Source organism: Salipiger sp. CCB-MM3, assembly GCF_001687105.1.
Lineage (GTDB): Bacteria > Pseudomonadota > Alphaproteobacteria > Rhodobacterales > Rhodobacteraceae > Salipiger.
The window spans coordinates 1,032,824-1,051,764 of record NZ_CP014595.1 but is presented as its reverse complement, the minus strand read 5'-3'; the positions used below and the strand labels follow the sequence as shown (position 1 = coordinate 1,051,764).

The following is an 18,941-nucleotide window of genomic DNA, read 5'->3' as shown; positions in this document are numbered from 1 at the left end:
CGTTCTTTGGCGTTATCGGGAATTTATGCTGCCAGGGCAAGAGATCGCGGCGCGGCACTGCGTCAAATCTTCTCGACCCCTTGCGTCTTGCCTGCAGAAAGGGAACATTCCGTGAAAATGCCTTGCCCGCAGGCCCGAGTCCCCGCCGCCCGGTCCGGCACCCCTTGAAACCGCCGCGCCGCGCGACACGTTTTGCGGGCGCCCGGAGGTCCGTTCATGCCCTATGCCCATTCCGACAAGTCAGATGCCCTAATGCATTCCCCCGCGCCGGACGTGCGGACGCGGGAAAAGCTCGAGGGTGGCATCCGCTTTCGCATGCAGACCGAGTTCGCTCCGGCGGGTGACCAGCCCACGGCGATCGCCGAACTGGCGCAGGGGGTGAATGACGGCGAGCGCAGTCAGGTGCTGCTGGGCGCCACCGGCACCGGCAAGACCTTCACCATGGCCAAGATCATCGAGGAGACGCAGCGCCCGTCGATCATTCTTGCGCCGAACAAGACCCTGGCGGCGCAGCTCTACGGCGAGTTCAAAGGCTTCTTCCCGGACAACGCGGTCGAGTATTTCGTCTCTTATTACGACTACTACCAGCCCGAGGCATATGTGGCGCGGTCGGACACTTACATCGAGAAAGAAAGCCAGATCAACGAGCAGATCGACCGGATGCGCCACTCGGCCACCCGCGCTCTGCTCGAGCGTGATGACGTGATCATCGTGGCCTCGGTGTCCTGTATCTACGGTATCGGTTCGGTCGAAACCTACGGCGCGATGACGCAGGACCTGCACGCCGGGCAGGAGTATGACCAGCGCAAGATCATGGCCGACCTCGTGGCGCAGCAGTACAAGCGCAACGACGCGGGCTTCTCGCGCGGGGCGTTCCGGGTGCGCGGCGACAGCCTCGAGATTTGGCCCGCCCACCTTGAGGACCGGGCGTGGAAGCTGTCGTTCTTCGGTGAGGAGTTGGAGAGCATCACCGAGTTCGATCCGCTCACCGGCGAGAAAACCGGCAGCTTCGACCGTATCCGTGTCTATGCGAACTCGCACTATGTGACGCCGAAGCCGACGATGCAGCAGGCGGTCATTCATATCAAAAAAGAGCTGCGCCAGCGGCTCGATCAACTGGTGGCCGAGGGCAAGCTGCTGGAAGCGCAGCGGCTCGAGCAGCGTACCAATTTCGACATCGAGATGCTGGAGGCCACCGGGGTCTGCAACGGTATTGAGAACTACTCGCGCTATCTGACGGGGCGCGCGCCGGGCGAGCCGCCGCCCACGCTTTTCGAGTTCATCCCCGACCATGCCATCGTCTTCGCCGACGAAAGCCACGTCTCGGTGCCGCAGATCGGGGCCATGTATAAGGGCGACTACCGACGCAAGTTCACGCTGGCCGAGCATGGCTTCCGGCTGCCGTCCTGCATGGACAACCGCCCCCTCAAGTTCGAGGAATGGGACGCCATGCGCCCGCAGTCGGTCTTTGTTTCGGCAACCCCGGCGAACTGGGAGATGGAGCAGGCGGGCGGCGTCTTTGCCGAGCAGGTCATTCGCCCGACGGGTCTTTTGGATCCGCAGGTCGAGATCCGTCCGGTGAAGATGCAGGTGGACGACCTTTTGGACGAAATCCGCAAGGTGACCGCAGACGGCTATCGCACGCTTTGCACCGTGCTCACCAAGCGCATGGCCGAGGATCTGACCGAATATCTGCACGAGCAGGGCATCAAGGTGCGCTACATGCACTCCGATATCGACACGATCGAGCGGATCGAGATCCTGCGCGACCTGCGGCTCGGCGCTTTCGACGTGCTGATCGGGATCAACCTGCTGCGCGAGGGGCTCGATATTCCCGAGTGTGGGCTGGTGGCCATTCTCGATGCGGACAAGGAAGGCTTCCTGCGCTCCGAGACCTCGCTGATCCAGACCATCGGACGGGCCGCGCGGAACGCCGAGGGCCGGGTGATCATGTATGCCGACCGGGTCACCGGCTCGATGGAGCGGGCGCTGGCCGAAACCGAGCGCCGCCGCGAGAAGCAGATCGCCTACAACGAAGAGCATGGCATCACCCCGGCGACGGTGAAGAAGAACGTCGATGACATTCTGGCCGGGCTCTATCAGGGCGACGTGGACATGAACCGCGTCACCGCGAAGATCGATCCCAAGCAGCAAGGTTCGAACCTCGAAACGGTGCTGGAGGGGCTGCGTGCCGAGATGCGCAAGGCCGCCGAGAACCTCGAGTTCGAGGAAGCGGCGCGTCTGCGGGACGAGGTGAAGCGGCTGGAGGCGGTGGATCTGGCCATCCACGACGATCCTCTGGCGCGCCAGTCGGCGGTAGAGGCGGCGTCGGAAGCGGCGGTGAATTCCAAGGGTCGGTCGACCGCGGGACGTCCGGGGCAGCGCGGCGGCAACGTGAAGCGGCGCAAAAGATAGGCTTCGAGGGTGCGCTTCAGCGCCGCATGAAAAAGCCCCCTCCGGCCGGTGCTGGAAGGGGCTTACTTTGGGGGCAGGGGGGGTAAGCCCGTGTGAGCTTAGCCGTTGTCGTCTTCCGGCGGGTTCACGTCGATATCCGGCAGGGTCACCTCAGCTTCCTTGGTGTCCACCTCTACATCGACGTCCGGCACCTCAACGGTCTCTTCCTGGGTACCAACATCGATGCTGCCCACATCGGCCTCAACCTCGGGCATTTCACCGCCTTCGACGGCCACATCCACGTCGGGCAGGGCGCCTTCGTCGGTGACGTCAAAGTCGATCATATAGGCACCAAAGCCGACAACGACAGCGGCCACGGCAACGGCGGCAATAACGGGTCCTTTACGCATAACTCTTCCCTTCCGTATGACTGTTTTTCTTGCGGCCAGCGCCGCAGTCTTCGGTAAAGGAACTGTGAGATTGTCAGCTTGGTTCCGGAAATATTTCCCGGAACCAATGTGTTGTCAGCCGCGTTAGCTCGGGTTTGCGCAGCAGGCGCTCAGCTGCAGAACACCCGCATGATCTGGCCGGTGCTGTCGGTCTCGATGTTGAGACGGTCGGGGCGGAAATCCATCGTCATCGGCTGACCGGGGCCGAGGATGCGCAGCTTGTCACCGGCGGTGAGGCCAAGCTCTTCAACCGGCTGACCGATGCGGGTCTGATAGACGGTGGCGCCGCAGGTGTCGTCCTCAGCCTTGGTCTCGGCCTCGCTACATGCGGCCAGAGCGCTACAAAGACCGGCGATCAGGGCAACGGGTTTCATCATGTCTCTTCTCCTGCGCGATGCGATCCGCTCATAGATAGGTCACGCGATGGTGTGGCTCAACTCTCCGTTGCGGCAAAGGTCGATCTCGACCGATGCAGGGAAGGGCGCTAGGCTGTTGTTATGCGTATGTGGTTTCTCATACCCCTTGTGGCCCTCGCGGCCTGCGGCACGCCTTACGAGCGGTGCAACCGCGATGCGGCGGAGCCCTATCGCGATGCCTTGAACGAGCGCGCGCGCATCGCCAAGGATCTGGCGCGCGGCTTCACCTATAGCACCGACTGGGAAACCCGCATGCGCTGGGACGTCTGCGGCAGCTACAACGGCAGGCTGCACTATTGCTGGCGGCGGGACACCGAGCCGGTGACGCGCCGGGTGCCGATCAATGCCGAGGCGCTGCGCACCCGTGACGCCGAGATCGAGCAGCAGCTTCCGCAGTTGCGCCACGAGGCCGCTCAGGCACAGGCGATCTGCCGCCAGCGCTATCCTGTCGAGGTCGAGGCCGTGCCTAGCGAGGGGTAGGGGCCCAGCGACGGGTAGGGACCCAGCGAGGGGTAAGGGGCCGCGCCGAGGGCGCCGCCCCTTATGAGCTCAGACGGGTTTCTTGCGCAGCTCGGGGTGCGCCTTCAGCACCAAGCCAAAGATCACCAGCGCAACGCCGGTCGACAGCAGTTCGACCGACAGAAGTACGCCCAGCACCACCGCCGCCGAAGAAGGGAATTCGGTGAAGATCATGATCGCGAGGATCACCGAAACCGCGCCGCTGATGATCATTGCCAGCTTGAACCGGCTGTCGGTCACCGAAAACGCATAGATCACCTTGGTGATGCCGCTCACGAGGAACATGATCGCGGCCACCAGCGTCAGCCAGAACAGCCCTTCGAGCGGTTCCCTCACAAAGATGATGCCGAGGCCGAGGTAGATGATGGTCAGCAGGATGGCCACCAGCCGCTCGCGCATGCGGGTCACGCGGAAGATGCTGATCGCTTGGATCACGCCGAGGATGATCAGGAACCAAGCCACCAAGGTCTGCGCCGCCACCGAGGCGGCGAAAGGGTTAAGCAGTGCGATGATCCCGCCGAGGATGCTCGCGATACCAATGACAATCCACCAGAGCCAATGAGACATTTTGCAAATCCTTGAGTGTCATCCGACATACCGCTGCCGGTGACATGACGGTGCGCCGAGGCCCCGCCATCTGTCAACTCTCGGGTAACGCGACAAAGTCTCGCCGCCACTCGCCTGCCTGTGCCCGGCCTGCGGCCTGCCTTGTGGCGAAAGGAGCGGCTCAGCTTTGGGACTGCGGTCCAGCCGGCCCCGGCATGTCGCTCGTGTCGACGCGCTCGGCCAGCAGCAGCGCCAGCCAGCGCGTCGCCTCGAAGCTCGACAGCACGATGGTGAGGATCGAGGTCAGCGGCACGGCAAGGATCGCGCCAGGGATCCCCCATAGGGTCGTCCAGAGCGCCAGTGCCAGCAGCACCACGAAAGGGCTAAGATTGAGCTGTCGCCCGATCAGTCGCGGCTCGATGATATTGCCGAGCGTGACCTGTACCGCGGTCAGCGCGGCGCAGAGCGCAACCGTCGTCCCGATCGAGGCGAATTGCGCCAGCGACAGCGCCACGGGAAACAGCACCGCCAGCAGTGAGCCGACGTAGGGGATGTAGTTCAGCACCCCGATCACCACGGCCCAGAACAGCGCGAAATCCACGCCAAAGGCCCAGAGCACCCCATAAGAGATCGTGCCGAGCACCACGTTGATCAGCGTCTTATAGGCGAGGTATCGGCTGATCTTCTCGTTGATCGCGCCCAATACGTGCAGCACGTTCTCGGTCTGCTCGGGGCTCTTGAGCGCAGCTGCAAGGCGGCGTTGGAAGGACCCGCGCTCGACAGTGATGAAGGCGGCATAGATGATCACCAGCAGCACCACCGAGCCGAGGTTGGTAAACCCGCCCAGCACCGCCAGCGACAGCGCGCGCAGGTTGATCTGCCCGAGCGTCTCGTCGCTGATCTTTTCCCAGAGCGCGTCGCCTTCGAAATGGAATTGCACCGCAAGCCCTTCGACCATGCTGCGCAGGTTGTCTTCGTAGCTGGGGGCGACGGCGAGGATCTCGCGCACCGTGGCCGAGATCACCGCCGCCAGCACCAGCACCAGAGCGGCCACGGTGACCAGCAGCAGCAGGCGCAGCACGCGGTGCGGCAGCAGATGCAGCACCGGCACGCGGCGGATGCCCGCGGCAGCGGATTCCAGCAGATAGACGAGGATCGCCGCGGTGACGATGGGCAGCAGCACCACGCGCCCCAGCACAAGGATCGTCCCCAGCGCCAGTACGAAGACGGTCGCAAGAACGAGCGTCTGGAAGGTGATGTCCTTCATCGGTGGCATGGAGGTCCTTGGCGGGTCATCCCCGCAGTGGGACCGATCCCGCAGGGCATGTCAACGCACGCGGGATCACAGTTGCCCGCCGATCGGCAGCACCGCTAGAATGGGCACGGTGAGGGCACGGGTGCGCGACAGCACCGGCGCACTGCGATAAAGCCGCCAGCGATTGCCCTCGTCATGCTCGAGCCAGTCGAGGCCCCCCCGGTCATCGCGTCTCAGATGAAAGGCGGCCTCGGGCAGCATGGCCTTGAAGTTGCGTGCCGCCTGCGTGGCAAGGCGCGGCGACTCGACCAGAATGCCCATCTCGGAGTTGATGCGCACCGATCGCGGGTCCCAGTTGAAAGAGCCGATGAAGAGCTTCTGCTCATCCAGAACGAAGGCTTTGGCATGCAGCGCCGAGCGCGACAGCCCGAGCCCCGAGAGAGTCCGGTCGGGGCGCTCCTTCTCGGCGCGCAATTCCCAAAGGTCGACGCCCGCGTCGAGTAAATCGGGCCGCGAGCGGGTGTAATGCGCGTAGACCGCAGGCACGTCGGTGGCGTCGAGCGAGTTGGTCAGCACCGTCACCTCGACGCCGCGCTCTTCCAGCCCGTGCAGCAGCGCCACGCCGCTGTCGCGGGGCACGAAATAGGCGGAAACCACGAGGAACTGATGCTCAAGCGCGGCGATATGCGGCAGCATGGCGCCGCTGAGCGTGGCCTCGGGGGGCAGGTCTCCGGCGGCCTTCTCGGGCGGATCGGCGATCAGCGTCGCGCGCGCGGGCTCGAGCGGTCTGGGCGCGCGTTTGGTCTGCGCGATCCGCGCGGCAAGTGCTGCGCCATAGGGCGTGTTGCGGCTTTGCTCAGCATGCTGCGCCAGACGGGCGCGGGTGGTGGCGAGATCGAGATCATCCTCATGGGTGGTGATGAGCGCCAGGGCTGGCACCGCGTAGGGGCTGTTCCAATAGCCGTCGAAACTCTTGCCGACCTCGCGGACGACCGGGCCTGCGGCGAGCAGGTCGAGGTCATCGTAGTTGGAATCCTCGCGCGCCGAGAAATACTCGTCGCCGATGTTGCGCCCGCCGACGATGGTGATCCGCCCGTCGAAACTCATCGACTTGTTGTGCATCCGCCGGTTGATGCGCCCGAACTCCAGCAGCGCCGACAGCGCCTTGCTGCGCGAGCGCAGGAACGGGTTGTAGAGCCGGATCTCGATATTGGGATGGGTCTCCAGCGCGCGGGTCGCGGCGTCATAGCCGCGCGTGTCCATATCGTCGAGCAGCAGGCGCACGCGCACACCGCGATCGGCGGCGCGCAGCAGCGCATCGGCAAAGAGGCCGCCCGAAACGTCGTTGTGGAGCAGGTAATATTGCGCGTCGATGCTGGTCTGCGCGAGGTCTGAAAGGGCAATGCGCAGCGCCAGCGCGTCAATGCCATCGCCGACGATCTGGACCCCCGACATGCCATCGGATCTGCCCTGCCAGCGCCGCGTCATCTGCGCCAGCGGCGCGGAGGCCGAACTGGGCTGCACCAGACTCATCCGTTTGGGAACCTGCGGCGGCGCGCTGGTGCAGGCCATAAGGCCAAGGCATGTCACGAGCAGAACGGGCAGGAACCGGAACATTTGCGGCCTCGCGTCTGTAATGGTGCGATTGTGCAGGGCAGGCTGGGCCAGAGGCGCCTTTGCGGCAAGTCCAATGCTGGGTCACTACCCGCTTCGGTGCGAAGGCGCGGCATTCGCGCCGCAGCGGCTCTGCGCACTCTGGCGTCGGTGCAACGTCAGCCGCGGGCCTTCCTTTCGAGGGCCGCTAGGCTCTGGGCAAGCCTGACGACTTGCGCTATCGCTGTCGCGCGCGGCCCCTTAGCTCAACTGGATAGAGCAGCTGACTTCTAATCAGCAGGTTGAGGGTTCGAGTCCTTCAGGGGTCGCCAGTTTTTCCCTCAGCACCATCAAAAAGCCAGCGGCTAGAGCCGCACAGGCCCTCAAACTTGCTCGAAATTAGGGCAGGGCGAGTCAGTTTGCGCCAATAAACCCATAGGTGTTTTGGAATTTGTGCTGTTTTCACGCTCCCAGCCCTAGGGAAGTAAAACAAAAATTAACATTTCACGACCGCGTCACTGCGAAATCTTGTGCCAATCACGCCTGCTTCACGCTGCGTCGGCAGATTTAGTTTACGTTTAGTAAAGCAAGAACGCCTGCACGGCGGAGCACCGAAGAGGGGATTTGCGATGATTGGGCGAATCGACACCGACAGAGAGCGTTTTCAAGTCATTGAGGGCGGTCGCGGCCCCAAAGGCGCGGTGCCACCCTGCGTGCAACTGCCACCGCCGCCTCAGATGGGTTCGGCGGAACTGGCTGCGGAGATGGCCGAGCTTTATGCCATGATGCTGCTGCGGGACACGCCGTTCTCGGCGATGACCGACCCGCATCACGCGATCTGGATCGATGGCCGCACCCGGTTCACCCTGCATGAGCTTCTGTGCGAGATGCGCAGCCTCAGCTGGTACGATCATGAGCGGCGCACGGCCGCCCCCGGTGAGCCCGGCGCGCGGCGGCGCCAGCTTCGGCTGAACCGGGAAGGTCAGTTGACGCTTGCCAGCATGTATCGCGGGACGCTTGCTCCGGCGGCCCCCGGCGGGCAGCCGCTGTCGCTGTTCCACTGGATCGATCGCTGTGCGCCGGACCTTGTGGCAGAGCCCGGTGCCGCGCCGGATGCGGAGGCTCCGATGTCGGCGTGGGTCGACTGGATCGGCGCACAATCGGGGGCAGCTCTTGCTCTGGCGACGGCGGAGCCTTCGGCGATGTCGCCGCTGGTGACACCGCGCGATCTGGCGTTCCGCATGCAGGACAGCCATCCTTGCCGCGTCTATTACAATGCCGCGCTGATGCTTCTTGCCCGAGGCAGCGAGTTCGATCCGGGGCTCGAGCCGCAGGGGAGCGAGGATCCGGTGAGTGCCCAGCGGCTTCTGTCGCTCATGGCGGAGGGAGCCGAACGGGCGTTCGAGGCCGCGATGCGGCTCCGGGGCCGCGATGATCGCAGCAGTCCGCCCGCCACGACGGCGGCGCGGCTGGCGTCGATCCTTGGCCGCGACGAAATTCCGGCAGGCACCGCGCCCGAGTTGCGCGGCGCGGCGGAAGATCTGCAGACCTATGCGCCGAACCTGCTGCACTGGGTGACCCGCTGGAACGCCGCACAGGCGCAGACGCGCCGGGCCAATGCGCCCTACATGCTGTCCGAGCTTGAGGTGGGCGGCCTGCGGCGGCACCCTTCCGACGCCGCGCTGCAGGTGGTGGTGGCCGGGGCGCTCTCGACGCTGTTCAAGGCGCTTTTCAACACCCGTCCGGCGCCGCACCTGCGTATGGCGACCGATCCTGCACCCGGGTTCGATCTGGCAGTGGAAGCGGACCAACTGGCTGCCGATGTGGCGCTGTCCGCCGCCGCGAGCGGGGCGCAGTTTCAGGCCGAGAGCCATCAGAACCTGCGCATTGGCGAGGCGCTGGCCCTGCAGGTGCTGCGCGGCTGGCTGGCGCAACTGCCGCAACGGGCCTCGATGGATCTTACCAACTTCGACGGTAAGCCGCTGCGGATCGAAAGCCACATCGGCCGCTTGGGTGCGCCGGAGGTGGCGCTGCGCCGTGACGGGCGCCCGGCGCGCTTCCCGTTGGTGGCGGATCGTCCCGATGCGCATCTGGCGGTGATCTGAGCCCGGCTTGATGCCGATCAAGGTGGCGACCTTCTGGGCGGGGCAGTCTGTCCTCAGTCACAGGAGGTCGCCATGTTCATCGCCAGACCCAGAGCAGAGAGCCGCGTGGTTGCGCGCAGCCGTTCCCGGATCCATCCCGTCGCCATGACGCTACCGCTGATCGCCGCCGCCCTGCTGTTGATGGCGGGTGCGGTTGCCGCCGGACCGCAGGACGCCGACGCGGGGCAGGCGCTATACGCCAAGCATTGCGCAACATGCCACGGCCTCGAAGGGCGCGGCGATGGCCCGATGGCGGGTGTGCTGATGATCAAGCCGGTGAACCTGAGCGAATTGAGCGCCGCCAATGGCGGAAGCTTTCCGCTCGAGCGCGTGGTGAAACGCATCGACGGGCGCGACCCTCTGGTCAGCCACGGGTCCCCAATGCCGGTCTATGGCGATTTCTTCAGCTATCGCACGGATGAGGTGAAGCTGGAGGATGATCTGGCGACGACGCAGCCGGTTGCCGACCTCGTGGCCTATCTCACCAGCCTGCAGCGCGCGGAATAGGCGCTCACCTGCCGTCACGAAAACTTCGTCAGCGGATGCAGGAACCGCACACTCTTCCCGTGGGTTTCTTTCCCATAAGCAACCTCAGGAGGACCGGTTATGAACTGGGACCAGATCGAAGGCAATTGGACGGAATTCAAAGGCAAGGCACGCGCGCAATGGGGCGAGCTGACCGATGACGAGGTGCAGCAGGCCAAAGGCAACCGTGAGCAGCTTGCCGGGCTGATCCAGAAGAAATACGGGATCGCCAAAGAAGAGGCCGAAAAGCAGGTCTCGGAGTGGCAGAACAACCTCTGACCGCAGCGAAAACGACGATCGGCGGGGCCCATTCGGTCCCGCTTTTTGCTGCGCGGGCAGGGGGTTTTTGGGGGGCGCTCAGTGGCAGATGTTGCGCGTCTCGGCGCCTTTCCACGGGATGATCACATCGGCCTTGTCGAGTATCTCGTCGAGCCCGCCGATAGGCATCTCCTTAGAAATCATCGCGCGCAGCCGCGAAGTGCGCGGGGCGCTGGGGTCAAGCACTTGGCAGCAGACATATTCCTCGACGATGGCGCCCTGCTGCTCGTAGCCGTGGCTGAGGAAGCTCGCATTGCCCTCGGGATCGAAGAGATAGGGGTCGGCTGAGACCTGATGCTCGGTGGCCGCCTTCAGCGGCGTGTAGCCGGTGCGGGCGCGGTTCTGCCATTGCCAGACGTGGGTCATCTCATGGGCAAACAGCATCGCGCCGTAGAGGTTCAGGCGCTCGGGGTAGCTGGCCATATAGTCGTCGAGGTAGACATCCTCGCGGTAGAAGATGTGATTGAACAGCGTCAGCGCCGCCGGAGAGACGGTGACGGTTCCACCTTTCGACGGCGGCCAGATGCGTTCCATACAGGTCAGGCGCGGACGCACGGGCCGCTCGAAGGTGACCGCCTTTGAGGCGAGGCCGTCATGAAAGCGAACCTTTCCCGTATTGATCTGCGGGCCCTGCATGGCCTGCAGGAAGGCCACCTCATTGGGTGTCAGAGGACGGCCGCAGGCGGCGAGGCCCAGCAGCAGGACGAGGCAGAGAAGGGACTGTGTGAGGCGGCGCATGACCAAAGACTGAGCCGCTTTTCGGCAAGTGTTCAAGGGGTTTGGCGCGCAACGGCGAAATTGCCCGGAGGCAGACCCGAGATCTCGAGGATGAGTTTCTTCTTCACCGCCTCGGCGAAACTGCCCCGCGTCGCGGCGGTGACCACAAAGGCCCCGATGCCGCCGATGATCTGCTCTTCATAAAGCGCCTCGAGCCCGCCATGCGCGCGACCGGGGTCATCAGGGCTGAGGATCGGCAGGGCGTTGATGGTGACGCCAGCCTCCAGCACTTTGGCGCGGGCCTCGGCGATCGGGGGGCCTGCCCAGTTGTTGGCGCTGTCGCCGGAGAAATCTATGACCCGCCGCCAACCCTCGATGTCATTCTCCTCCATCTGCCGCAGCCCTTCGAGCAGCGCCGCACCGATGGCGTTGCGCCCGAAGGCCAGACGCGGCTCGTCCAGCAGGGCGGCGGCAAATCCTTGGGCCGCCTCGGGTCCGTCGATCAGCGTCCAATCCACCACCTGCGCCTGATTGGCAGCCCATTCCACATAGGTCACCGCGATGTGGCCGTAAGCTGTCCCGGCGATGACCGCCAAAACCTCGGGATCGGTGATCGCCGCGGCGTAGCCTTCGCGCTGAAACTGCAGCTCCTCGTGAGAGATGGAGCCTGAGGCATCCGCCAAGAGCACAAGTTCAAGGTCCGTGTCCTGCGCTTGCGCAGGGATGGAAAGGCAGGTCACGAAAGCTACGATCAACACCAGAGAACGCACAGGCATCTCCATGTAGAGGCAGGGATCGTGACAGGGTGCCATCTTGCATCCGCTCTGCCTAGCCTGACGTGGCAGGCAGACCTTAACGCTATGATTGCGCTGCGGCTCAGGATGCGTCAGAGTCGACGGACAGTCGATGGCACGTCAGAGGGGATGCGTACGCTGCCGCAGCACTAGGGGGTCACTTCGTGGCTATCTCGGAAAAGTCGTTACTTGCTGCTGAACTTGCCCTCGGGCTCCTGCCGCCGCAGGAGCAGGACGAGGGCATGCGCGCCGCTGCCGGTGACCCCGAACTCAGCGCCGAGATGGATTTCTGGGAGAGCCGCCTGATCGGCTTTGCCGGACCCGTTGATGAGGTCGCCCCGCCGCCGCGGGTGTTCAACGCGATCCAAAACCGGCTTTTCGACGAGGAAGAGCCGCGCAGCTTCTGGCAGGAAATGCTCGCTCCGGAGAACCGTGGCTGGCTGATCCTTGCCGTCGCGGTGAAGCTGGGCGTGATCGCCCTGCTGGTTTACGCGCTCTTCTGAGCGGGCTGGGACGTGTCGCCAAGGGCGCGGCCAAGGGTCATCCAGATCGCAATCGCCGCGACCACGGTTGCCAGAAGCGCCACGAGCAGCAGGTCCAGCCGGCCGCTCACCCCGTCTTTCAGGGCGTAGAGCGCAACGGCAATCAGCGGGATATGCACCAGTACAAAGCTGGTGATCTGTAAGCGCAGAAGCATCGTTTTGGTCATGGCTCGCCGGTCGTGTCTGAGGTCTACACCCATAGGGTGAGACATCCGCCTTCGGAAAACAACAGATTTACACTCACATTTCGCAGCGTCGCGGACGCGGCGAGGCACATTCCCCCGCTTACACGTCCAGTTCTTCGACGAAACGGGCATTCTCTTGGATGTACTGGAAGCGCAGTTCGGGCTTCTTGCCCATCAACCGCTCGACCAGATCACCGGTTTCGCCGGGCTCGTCCTCGTCGATGGTGACGCGGATCAGCTTGCGGGTTGCCGGATCCATCGTCGTCTCTTTCAGGTCCTTGGCGTCCATTTCGCCCAGACCCTTGAAGCGCTGCACGTCGATCTTGCCCTTGCCGCCCAGGCCCTTGGCCATCATCACATCTTTCTCGGCGTCGTCGGCCACATAGATGCGGCGCGCGCCCTGCGTCAGCCGGTAGAGCGGCGGACAGGCGAGATAGAGGTGGCCGCCGTCGATCAGCGGGCGCATCTGCGTGAAGAAGAAGGTCATCAGAAGCGATGCGATATGCGCGCCGTCGACGTCGGCGTCGGTCATGATGATGATCTTCTCGTAACGCAGATCGTCGATGTTGAACTTGGTGCCGAGGCCGACACCGAGCGCTTCGCAAAGGTCACGAATCTCGGCGTTCGAGCTGAGCTTGTTGGAGGCCGCGCCCAGCACGTTGAGGATTTTACCCTTCAGCGGCAGCAGCGCCTGCGTCTCGCGGAAGCGCGCGCCCTTGGCCGACCCCCCCGCCGAGTCGCCCTCGACGATGAACAGCTCGGTGCCCTCGCGGCTCTTGGCGGTACAATCGGTCAGCTTGCCCGGCAGGCGCAGCTTCTTTGTGGCCGATTTGCGCGCGGTCTCTTTTTCCTGACGGCGGCGCAGGCGTTCTTCGGCGCGCAGCACGAGGAAATCGAGGATCGCGCCCGCCGATTTGGTGTCGGAGGCCAGCCAGTTGTCGAAGTGGTCGCGCACCGCGCCTTCGACGAGGCGCTGCGCTTCGGTGGTGGCGAGGCGGTCCTTGGTCTGGCCAACGAATTCCGGCTCGCGGATGAAGCAGGACACCAGCGCGCAGCCGCCGGTCATCAGGTCATCGCGGGTGATCTGGCCCGCCTTCTTGTTGTTCACCAGCTCGCCATAGGCGCGGATGCCCTTGAGGATCGCCGACCAGAAGCCCGCCTCATGGGTGCCGCCCTCGGGGGTGGGGACGGTGTTACAGTAGGACTGGATGAAGCCGTCGCGCGAGGGCGTCCAGTTGATCGCCCATTCCACCTTGCCCGGTGCATTGAACTTCTCGCGGAAGTCGACGGTGCCCGAGAAGGGCTTCTCGGCGTAGGTGCTCGCCGTGCCCAGTGTCTCGGTCAGGTAATCGGCCAGACCGCCGGGGAAGTGGAAGGTCGCCTCCATCGGCGTGTCGCCATCCTCGATGGCGGACTTCCAGCGGATCTCGACGCCCGAGAAGAGATAGGCCTTGGAGCGCACCATCTTGAGCAGGCGCGAAGGTTTGAAGCGGTGGTGGCCGAAGATTTCTTCGTCGGCATGGAAGGTGACGGTGGTGCCGCGGCGGTTGGGCGCGGCGCCGATCTTTTCAGCCGGGCCCTGCGGAATGCCGCGCGAGAAGCGTTGCTCGAACAGCTCCTTGTTGCGGGCCACCTGCACGACCATCGAGTCCGACAGCGCGTTCACCACCGAGGCGCCCACGCCGTGCAGGCCGCCCGAGGTCTCATAGGCGTCGCCCGAGAATTTGCCGCCCGCGTGCAGCGTGCAGAGGATCACCTCGAGCGCGGACTTGCCGGGAAACTTGGGGTGCGGGTCGATCGGGATGCCGCGGCCATTGTCGCGGATGGTGATCGAGTAATCCGCCAGAAGCTCCACCTCGATGCGGTTGGCGTGACCGGCCACCGCCTCGTCCATGGAGTTGTCGAGGATCTCCGCCACCATGTGGTGCAGCGCGCGCTCGTCGGTGCCGCCGATATACATGCCGGGGCGCTTGCGCACCGGTTCAAGCCCTTCGAGAACCTCGATCGAGGAGGCGTCGTAAGAGGCGGCTTCGGTCGCGGCGAGAAGATCGTCTGCCATGTGGTTGCTGCTCGTTCCCGGATTCTGATTGGACCCGAGTATGGCAGAGCGAAGTGGGCGGGAAAAGCCCCGCACCCCATCATCATGGGGATGACGCTGTGAATCAGGCCGGATCTTGTGGTTTGATGCTGGACCAATGGGCGCCCATGGCGACGATGCACGACGTGCCAGAGGCGTAGCTGATGACCATGGTCCAGTTGTCGCGCGCATCGAGCCAGAGCTCGACAACCTCGTCGGGGCTGCGCAGGCCGGTGGAGGCGAGGGACGCACCCTGCTGGCGTTTCAAACGCTTGGTCATATGTGCCGAGGGCTCGCACAGCGCGTCGGCGATGGGCGAGGCGGCCGCTGCTGGCTGGCCGCTCAGGCAAAACCCGCAGAGAGCGAGCCCGCAGAATGCGAGGGCCAAAGCAGCCGGGATGCAGGCGTCCCGGCGGGGAATCGAGAACATGCGCCACATGCAAAAGAGTGTAACGTCTTCATGACGAAATCCCTAACGGCGCGGAGGCCGCGCGCAAATGAAAACGCCCGGCCTCGGAAAGAGGCCGGGCGCGCGTCCAAAGCTTGGCAGCTTCAGACGTCCGCAATCAGAAGCGGTAGTTCAGCGAGACGTTGAACTGGGTGTTTTTCAGTTCCATGTCGTCTGCGTCGAAGTCGGTGAACTCGTTGTAGGTGAGCTCGGTGCCGACGGTCCAGTTGTCGGTCAGGAAGGTCTCGGTGCCGATCCCTGCGAAGTAACCGTCGGAGTCGCCGCCGTCGATCTCGCCGCCGCTGGTGTAAGCGCGGGCGTAACCGCCGGTGCCGTAGACCATGGTGTCGCCCATGTCGTAGCCGGCACGTGCGCCAACGCGCAGGATGCCGTCGAGATCGCCAGCCGCGCCGAGGTCAGCGTCGCTCCAGTCGTACTGGACGCCGCCACCCAGCACCCAGGTGCCGAAGTCGTAGTCATAGTAGGACTTCAGGCCGTAGGTCATCGCCTCGTCGTAGTCGTCGGGCGTGCCATCGGTGTCGAACGAGCCGTAGCCCAGCTGGATACCGCCGGAGAAGCCGGTCCAGTCACGTGCCGGTGCGACGGGCACGGGGGCCGGGGTCACGACGGGCTCGACGACGGTCGGCTCGAGGCTGCCGGCGAATGCGGGGACTGCAACTGCGCTGGCGAGGACTGCCGGGAGGGCAATTTTTGCGAATTTCATCGGGTCTGCTCCATATATTCTTTATGGTTCATCATGTGTTGTCCAAGCTCGCTCTGGAGCGTGTGACTGAGGGTACAACCAAACTTTCGGTCGGATTGATCCACACATGTTGGTCACATGAACGTGCTGTGGCGGAACCACCACGAAAATCGCCAGCGGGATGGGGTCTCGGCCAAATGCAGCCGTCGCGTGAGCGGGGGATGGCAATTTTTGGCTTACGTTTGAAAGATTTCGGAACCCTTTGGTGAGTGGGTGACGCGTGGGAAATCCGCGCCGGAAAGACTCAGCCGGGCAGACTCAGAGGGCCGCGTATGAGTGGGGCACAAGTGATGCACAGCGCATGCACATTCCATGCGCACGGAGCGCTGGGCTGGCGTTAACCACCCAGCGCAACAGTGGGAGGCAGACATCCACGCAGGAGCCCCCATGCGACGCAAGCTGACCGAGATGACCAAGACCGAGCGGATGCACTTTCAGTACGCGGTCGACGCGATGGAGATGGTCGAGCGCGATCTGCTCGACCGTATGTGGGATCGCCGCGGCTGTCCGGCCGAGTGGCACGCGATCTGCCGCGAGACCGACCGGCGCGATCTGCGGCGCACGCGCTGCACCATCGCGCTCGACGCGGATGTGGTGAAATTCTTCAAGGCGCTGGGCCCGGGCTATCAGAGGCGCATCAACCGGGTGCTGCGCGCCTTCATGCACTACCGGCTGGCCAAAGTGCTCGACGGGCCGGACACGTCGGACTTCATCATGCGCCCGGAGCTGGTCGAGGAGCAGGCCCGCAAAGAGCGGACCCGCTGGGGCGACACTCAGAATGATATCGTGCGGACCGACGTGGCACCGGACCCGACGCGGCATTTGAAGGGGTGAGGGGGTTGCATGATAGCCCCCTCGATTTCAATTGGTCATCATTAACCTTAATTTAAGAAACAATTCGCCAAATGCACTACGTCAAAAAGCGGAGTATACGATGAGGATTTTGGTGCTATTGATGGCCGCATCAGTTTTGGTCTGCGGGTGTACGGCTAAAATGAAGGTGGGCAACGCATTAACTGAGCGGGGCTTTGTCGCTAAGAATGATCCCTCCTTGGGTCAAGTTTTCCATTGGCTTCCGCAAGGAGGTGAACTACTTACTTTGGCCTCGGTCAGTGGCGTGAATAAAATTCACAACGCCCCTGCTAACCTGAAAATGAGGTTGAAATCGGGTGTGGAGTTCGCGGGTGGTGCGCAGCTCTCTGGAACTGAAAAGGCGAATCTCGTTGCTGAGGTTTCGGCCCGCACATCCGCAAATCTTGAAGACGCTATTACGCAAAGCTTCGCCGACGATGGTCTGATTAACTTGCTTATAAATGATTGGCGGAAGAGGCCGGATTTTTGGCTAAATGAGCTCGGCATCTCCGATCGTGGTTGGCCGGAGGATGGCGCTCCATTGTATGTTGCGATGGTCTACGAGCAGACGCTAGCGAGCCGGTTGCGTATACAGGTGGATCAGAAAGCAGCTGCGGGCGGACAATTCGAATCGGCGATAAAGAAGTTTTGGGGAAACTTGAAGTTTTCAATATCTGACGCGGCTTCCATAGATATTCAGGCAGTAGAAGGTAGAGCGCCAGTTTTCTATAATTTGCGTCTCATCCGAATTAGGATGACCGATGATGGTGTCAAATTTTCAACGGTTCGTGATGGAGACATGCTAGGGGTTTTTCGAAAAAGCGTTGCGAGCGGAGGTGCGGCTCGAGTTCAGCTCTGAATTCGCGGCGCGAGCATGAAGGCGAAATAGTTCCAGGCGCAGGTTGTGATCTTGGCTTAGGGTGAGCGCACCAATTCCCGCACCACACACTGCGGTCCGTCTCCGCCCAGTTCCTTCCGCCCCAGCTCGCGCCACGCGGCCTCATCAAAAGCCGGGAAGAAGGCGTCTGCGCCGTCGACCTCCAGATCGACCTCGGTGACCAGCAGGCGGTCGGCCTTGGGCAGCAGCCCCTCGTATACCGACGTGCCGCCCATGCCGTAGACGCGGAAGTAGCCCTCGGATTTTGCCAAATTCAGCGCCTCATCGAGCGAGGCGACGACGTGCTCGGTCAGCGATGTGTCGCGTGAGACGACGATATTCAGGCGGTTTTTCAGCGGCTTGACCGGCAGGCTCTGCCATGTGCGGCGGCCCATGATGAGCGCGCCGCCGGAGGTCTCGCGCTGGAACATCTTGAGATCCTCGGGCTTGAACCACGGGATGTCATTGTCACGGCCAATAGCGCCATTGCGGGCGCGGGCGACGATCAGGGTCAGCATGGGCGGGCCTCAGACGGCCACCGGGGCCTTGATGGCCGGGGCGGGATCGTAGTTCTCGAAGATGAAATCCTCGAATTTGAAGTCGAAGAGCGAGGGCACGTCGCGCGCGAGCTTCAGCGTCGGCAGCGGGCGCGGATCGCGGGCGAGCTGCGTCTCTACCTGATCGAGGTGGTTGAGGTAGATATGCGCGTCGCCGATCGAATGGATGAAATCGCCGGGCTCATAGCCGGTGACATGCGCCAGCATCACCGTGAGCAGCGCATAAGAGGCGATGTTGAACGGCACCCCGAGGAACATATCCGCCGAGCGCTGATAAAGCTGCAGGTGCAGCTTGCCGCCGATCACCCGCACCTGCCAGAGCGTGTGGCAGGGGGGCAGGGCCATCTCGCCGATCTCGCCGGGGTTCCACGCCGAGACGATGAGGCGGCGGCTGTCGGGGGTGGTCTTGATCATCTCGACCAGCTGCGCGATCTGGTCGACCTCGCCGAGCAGCACGCGGCTTGCGCCATCGTCGCCCATCTCTTCGCGGATGGTGGGGAAGTGGCGCCACTGGTGGCCGTAGACCGGGCCGAGATCGCCGTTCTCATCGGCCCATTCGTCCCAGATCGAGACGCCATTGTCCTTGAGATACTTGATGTTGGTGTCGCCGGCGAGGAACCACAGCAGCTCGTGGATGATCGAGCGCAGGTGCAGCTTCTTGGTGGTGACCAGCGGGAAGCCCTCGGACAGCGGATAGCGGCACTGCATCCCGAAATACGAGATCGTGCCGGTGCCGGTGCGGTCGGTCGAACGGGTGCCGAGATCGCGCACGGTGCGCAGGGCGTCGAGATACTGGCGCATGGGGCCTCCGGGCTGGTCGTGGTGCCCTTCGGAGATAGCGGATCACGGCGCGGAGGCAAAGCAGGTTTAGGGCGGTTGCGGCGAAAAATCCCCCAGATGTGGGGGTGAGGTGCGTCTGCAGGCCGAGATGCTGTGGCGGCAGAATTGCCTCACTTTGTTAAGAACTCGT

At 63.5% G+C, this 18,941-nt stretch carries 21 protein-coding genes and 1 tRNA gene; 9 read left to right on the top strand and 13 right to left on the bottom strand.

The genetic code is table 11. The features are described 5' to 3' along the window. Positions 1-216: 216 nt before the first annotated feature. Complete coding sequence (gene uvrB / locus AYJ57_RS05160; protein WP_066102154.1) at positions 217-2,415, top strand: excinuclease ABC subunit UvrB; 2,199 nt, start codon at positions 217-219, stop codon at positions 2,413-2,415. A gap of 98 nt (positions 2,416-2,513) precedes the next feature. Here the strand turns inward: uvrB and AYJ57_RS05155 are convergent, their stop codons facing one another. Both AYJ57_RS05155 and AYJ57_RS05150 read right to left on the bottom strand, forming a co-directional pair. Beyond that, complete coding sequence (locus tag AYJ57_RS05155) at positions 2,514-2,804, bottom strand: hypothetical protein (RefSeq protein WP_066102151.1); 291 nt, start codon at positions 2,802-2,804, stop codon at positions 2,514-2,516. Between the two features lie 149 nt (positions 2,805-2,953). Continuing rightward, complete coding sequence (locus AYJ57_RS05150) at positions 2,954-3,220, bottom strand: I78 family peptidase inhibitor (protein WP_083191152.1); 267 nt, start codon at positions 3,218-3,220, stop codon at positions 2,954-2,956. Positions 3,221-3,340: 120 nt separating this feature from the next. Between AYJ57_RS05150 and AYJ57_RS05145 the strand changes: the two genes are divergently transcribed. Beyond that, positions 3,341-3,739, top strand: a complete 399-nt coding sequence (locus AYJ57_RS05145) for an excinuclease ABC subunit B (protein WP_066102149.1) — start codon at positions 3,341-3,343, stop codon at positions 3,737-3,739. Between the two features lie 69 nt (positions 3,740-3,808). Here AYJ57_RS05145 and AYJ57_RS05140 read toward each other — a convergent pair whose 3' ends face one another. From AYJ57_RS05140 to AYJ57_RS05130, 3 genes are all read right to left on the bottom strand, one after another. Next, entirely contained in the window at positions 3,809-4,345 is a 537-nt protein-coding gene (locus AYJ57_RS05140; protein WP_066102146.1) for an HdeD family acid-resistance protein, read from the bottom strand. A 160-nt stretch (positions 4,346-4,505) separates the two neighbouring features. Continuing rightward, positions 4,506-5,591, bottom strand: a complete 1,086-nt coding sequence (locus AYJ57_RS05135; protein ID WP_066102143.1) for an AI-2E family transporter — start codon at positions 5,589-5,591, stop codon at positions 4,506-4,508. Between the two features lie 75 nt (positions 5,592-5,666). Beyond that, positions 5,667-7,196 (bottom strand): phospholipase D family protein, encoded by a 1,530-nt coding sequence (locus tag AYJ57_RS05130; RefSeq protein WP_066102140.1) that lies wholly within the window; start codon positions 7,194-7,196, stop codon positions 5,667-5,669. Between the two features lie 231 nt (positions 7,197-7,427). Here AYJ57_RS05130 and AYJ57_RS05125 point away from each other — a divergent pair. The 4 genes from AYJ57_RS05125 (at position 7,428) to AYJ57_RS05110 (ending at position 10,120) form a co-directional block, all read left to right on the top strand. Continuing rightward, positions 7,428-7,504 (top strand) — tRNA-Arg (locus tag AYJ57_RS05125). A gap of 297 nt (positions 7,505-7,801) precedes the next feature. After that, positions 7,802-9,277 carry a bromoperoxidase gene (locus tag AYJ57_RS05120; protein ID WP_237220197.1) on the top strand — a complete coding sequence of 492 codons (1,476 nt, stop codon included), beginning with the start codon at positions 7,802-7,804 and terminating at the stop codon, positions 9,275-9,277. 144 nt (positions 9,278-9,421) lie between these two features. Further along, complete coding sequence (locus tag AYJ57_RS05115) at positions 9,422-9,823, top strand: c-type cytochrome (RefSeq protein ID WP_066106684.1); 402 nt, start codon at positions 9,422-9,424, stop codon at positions 9,821-9,823. Between the two features lie 99 nt (positions 9,824-9,922). Next, positions 9,923-10,120, top strand: a complete 198-nt coding sequence (locus AYJ57_RS05110) for a CsbD family protein (protein ID WP_066102137.1) — start codon at positions 9,923-9,925, stop codon at positions 10,118-10,120. A gap of 78 nt (positions 10,121-10,198) precedes the next feature. On the opposite strand, the gene AYJ57_RS05105 is transcribed toward AYJ57_RS05110, so the two are convergent. Further along, on the bottom strand, positions 10,199-10,897 hold the full coding sequence (locus tag AYJ57_RS05105; protein ID WP_066102132.1) for a hypothetical protein: 699 nt from the start codon (positions 10,895-10,897) through the stop codon (positions 10,199-10,201). Positions 10,898-10,929: 32 nt separating this feature from the next. After that, a complete protein-coding gene (locus AYJ57_RS05100; protein ID WP_157374124.1) occupies positions 10,930-11,652 on the bottom strand; it encodes a DUF1194 domain-containing protein in 723 nt (240 codons plus the stop codon). Positions 11,653-11,834: 182 nt separating this feature from the next. On the opposite strand from AYJ57_RS05100, the gene AYJ57_RS05095 reads away from it, so the two are divergent. Further along, entirely contained in the window at positions 11,835-12,173 is a 339-nt protein-coding gene (locus tag AYJ57_RS05095) for a hypothetical protein (RefSeq protein WP_157373965.1), read from the top strand. On the opposite strand, the gene AYJ57_RS05090 is transcribed toward AYJ57_RS05095, so the two are convergent. From AYJ57_RS05090 to AYJ57_RS05075, 4 genes are all read right to left on the bottom strand, one after another. Beyond that, the gene (locus tag AYJ57_RS05090; protein ID WP_066102126.1) at positions 12,158-12,379 is read right to left on the bottom strand and encodes a hypothetical protein; all 222 of its coding nucleotides are present in this window, start codon (positions 12,377-12,379) and stop codon (positions 12,158-12,160) included. The two genes, AYJ57_RS05095 and AYJ57_RS05090, sit on opposite strands and share 16 nt — an antisense overlap. A 118-nt stretch (positions 12,380-12,497) precedes the next feature. Next, a complete protein-coding gene (gene parE, locus AYJ57_RS05085) occupies positions 12,498-14,456 on the bottom strand; it encodes a DNA topoisomerase IV subunit B (protein ID WP_066102122.1) in 1,959 nt (652 codons plus the stop codon). Positions 14,457-14,559: 103 nt separating this feature from the next. Next, positions 14,560-14,904, bottom strand: coding sequence for a hypothetical protein (locus tag AYJ57_RS05080; protein ID WP_237220196.1), 345 nt, complete (start codon positions 14,902-14,904; stop codon positions 14,560-14,562). Positions 14,905-15,040: 136 nt separating this feature from the next. After that, positions 15,041-15,646 (bottom strand): outer membrane protein, encoded by a 606-nt coding sequence (locus tag AYJ57_RS05075; protein ID WP_066102119.1) that lies wholly within the window; start codon positions 15,644-15,646, stop codon positions 15,041-15,043. A gap of 426 nt (positions 15,647-16,072) precedes the next feature. Here AYJ57_RS05075 and AYJ57_RS05070 point away from each other — a divergent pair, with 426 nt between their 5' ends. Together AYJ57_RS05070 and AYJ57_RS05065 are read left to right on the top strand one after the other, a co-directional pair. After that, entirely contained in the window at positions 16,073-16,519 is a 447-nt protein-coding gene (locus AYJ57_RS05070; protein WP_066102116.1) for a BrnA antitoxin family protein, read from the top strand. A 100-nt stretch (positions 16,520-16,619) separates the two neighbouring features. Continuing rightward, on the top strand, positions 16,620-17,396 hold the full coding sequence (locus AYJ57_RS05065) for a hypothetical protein (protein ID WP_066102113.1): 777 nt from the start codon (positions 16,620-16,622) through the stop codon (positions 17,394-17,396). 56 nt (positions 17,397-17,452) lie between these two features. On the opposite strand, the gene AYJ57_RS05060 is transcribed toward AYJ57_RS05065, so the two are convergent. After that, positions 17,453-17,932: a dihydrofolate reductase gene (locus tag AYJ57_RS05060; RefSeq protein ID WP_066102110.1), complete on the bottom strand. Its 480-nt coding sequence runs from the start codon at positions 17,930-17,932 to the stop codon at positions 17,453-17,455. Positions 17,933-17,941: 9 nt separating this feature from the next. Further along, on the bottom strand, positions 17,942-18,772 hold the full coding sequence (locus AYJ57_RS05055) for a thymidylate synthase (protein WP_066102107.1): 831 nt from the start codon (positions 18,770-18,772) through the stop codon (positions 17,942-17,944). Positions 18,773-18,941 lie beyond the last annotated feature (169 nt).

Bases quoted from the DNA above. Each gene is read 5' to 3' on its own strand.
- uvrB (WP_066102154.1), top strand. From the start codon at position 217: ATGCCCTATGCCCATTCCGACAAGTCAGATGCCCTAATGCATTCCCCC.
- AYJ57_RS05155 (WP_066102151.1), bottom strand. From the start codon at position 2,804: ATGCGTAAAGGACCCGTTATTGCCGCCGTTGCCGTGGCCGCTGTCGTT.
- AYJ57_RS05150 (WP_083191152.1), bottom strand. From the start codon at position 3,220: ATGATGAAACCCGTTGCCCTGATCGCCGGTCTTTGTAGCGCTCTGGCC.
- AYJ57_RS05145 (WP_066102149.1), top strand. From the start codon at position 3,341: ATGCGTATGTGGTTTCTCATACCCCTTGTGGCCCTCGCGGCCTGCGGC.
- AYJ57_RS05140 (WP_066102146.1), bottom strand. From the start codon at position 4,345: ATGTCTCATTGGCTCTGGTGGATTGTCATTGGTATCGCGAGCATCCTC.
- AYJ57_RS05135 (WP_066102143.1), bottom strand. From the start codon at position 5,591: ATGAAGGACATCACCTTCCAGACGCTCGTTCTTGCGACCGTCTTCGTA.
- AYJ57_RS05130 (WP_066102140.1), bottom strand. From the start codon at position 7,196: ATGTTCCGGTTCCTGCCCGTTCTGCTCGTGACATGCCTTGGCCTTATG.
- AYJ57_RS05120 (WP_237220197.1), top strand. From the start codon at position 7,802: ATGATTGGGCGAATCGACACCGACAGAGAGCGTTTTCAAGTCATTGAG.
- AYJ57_RS05115 (WP_066106684.1), top strand. From the start codon at position 9,422: ATGACGCTACCGCTGATCGCCGCCGCCCTGCTGTTGATGGCGGGTGCG.
- AYJ57_RS05110 (WP_066102137.1), top strand. From the start codon at position 9,923: ATGAACTGGGACCAGATCGAAGGCAATTGGACGGAATTCAAAGGCAAG.
- AYJ57_RS05105 (WP_066102132.1), bottom strand. From the start codon at position 10,897: ATGCGCCGCCTCACACAGTCCCTTCTCTGCCTCGTCCTGCTGCTGGGC.
- AYJ57_RS05100 (WP_157374124.1), bottom strand. From the start codon at position 11,652: ATGCCTGTGCGTTCTCTGGTGTTGATCGTAGCTTTCGTGACCTGCCTT.
- AYJ57_RS05090 (WP_066102126.1), bottom strand. From the start codon at position 12,379: ATGACCAAAACGATGCTTCTGCGCTTACAGATCACCAGCTTTGTACTG.
- parE (WP_066102122.1), bottom strand. From the start codon at position 14,456: ATGGCAGACGATCTTCTCGCCGCGACCGAAGCCGCCTCTTACGACGCC.
- AYJ57_RS05080 (WP_237220196.1), bottom strand. From the start codon at position 14,904: ATGTTCTCGATTCCCCGCCGGGACGCCTGCATCCCGGCTGCTTTGGCC.
- AYJ57_RS05075 (WP_066102119.1), bottom strand. From the start codon at position 15,646: ATGAAATTCGCAAAAATTGCCCTCCCGGCAGTCCTCGCCAGCGCAGTT.
- AYJ57_RS05070 (WP_066102116.1), top strand. From the start codon at position 16,073: ATGCGACGCAAGCTGACCGAGATGACCAAGACCGAGCGGATGCACTTT.
- AYJ57_RS05065 (WP_066102113.1), top strand. From the start codon at position 16,620: ATGAGGATTTTGGTGCTATTGATGGCCGCATCAGTTTTGGTCTGCGGG.
- AYJ57_RS05060 (WP_066102110.1), bottom strand. From the start codon at position 17,932: ATGCTGACCCTGATCGTCGCCCGCGCCCGCAATGGCGCTATTGGCCGT.
- AYJ57_RS05055 (WP_066102107.1), bottom strand. From the start codon at position 18,772: ATGCGCCAGTATCTCGACGCCCTGCGCACCGTGCGCGATCTCGGCACC.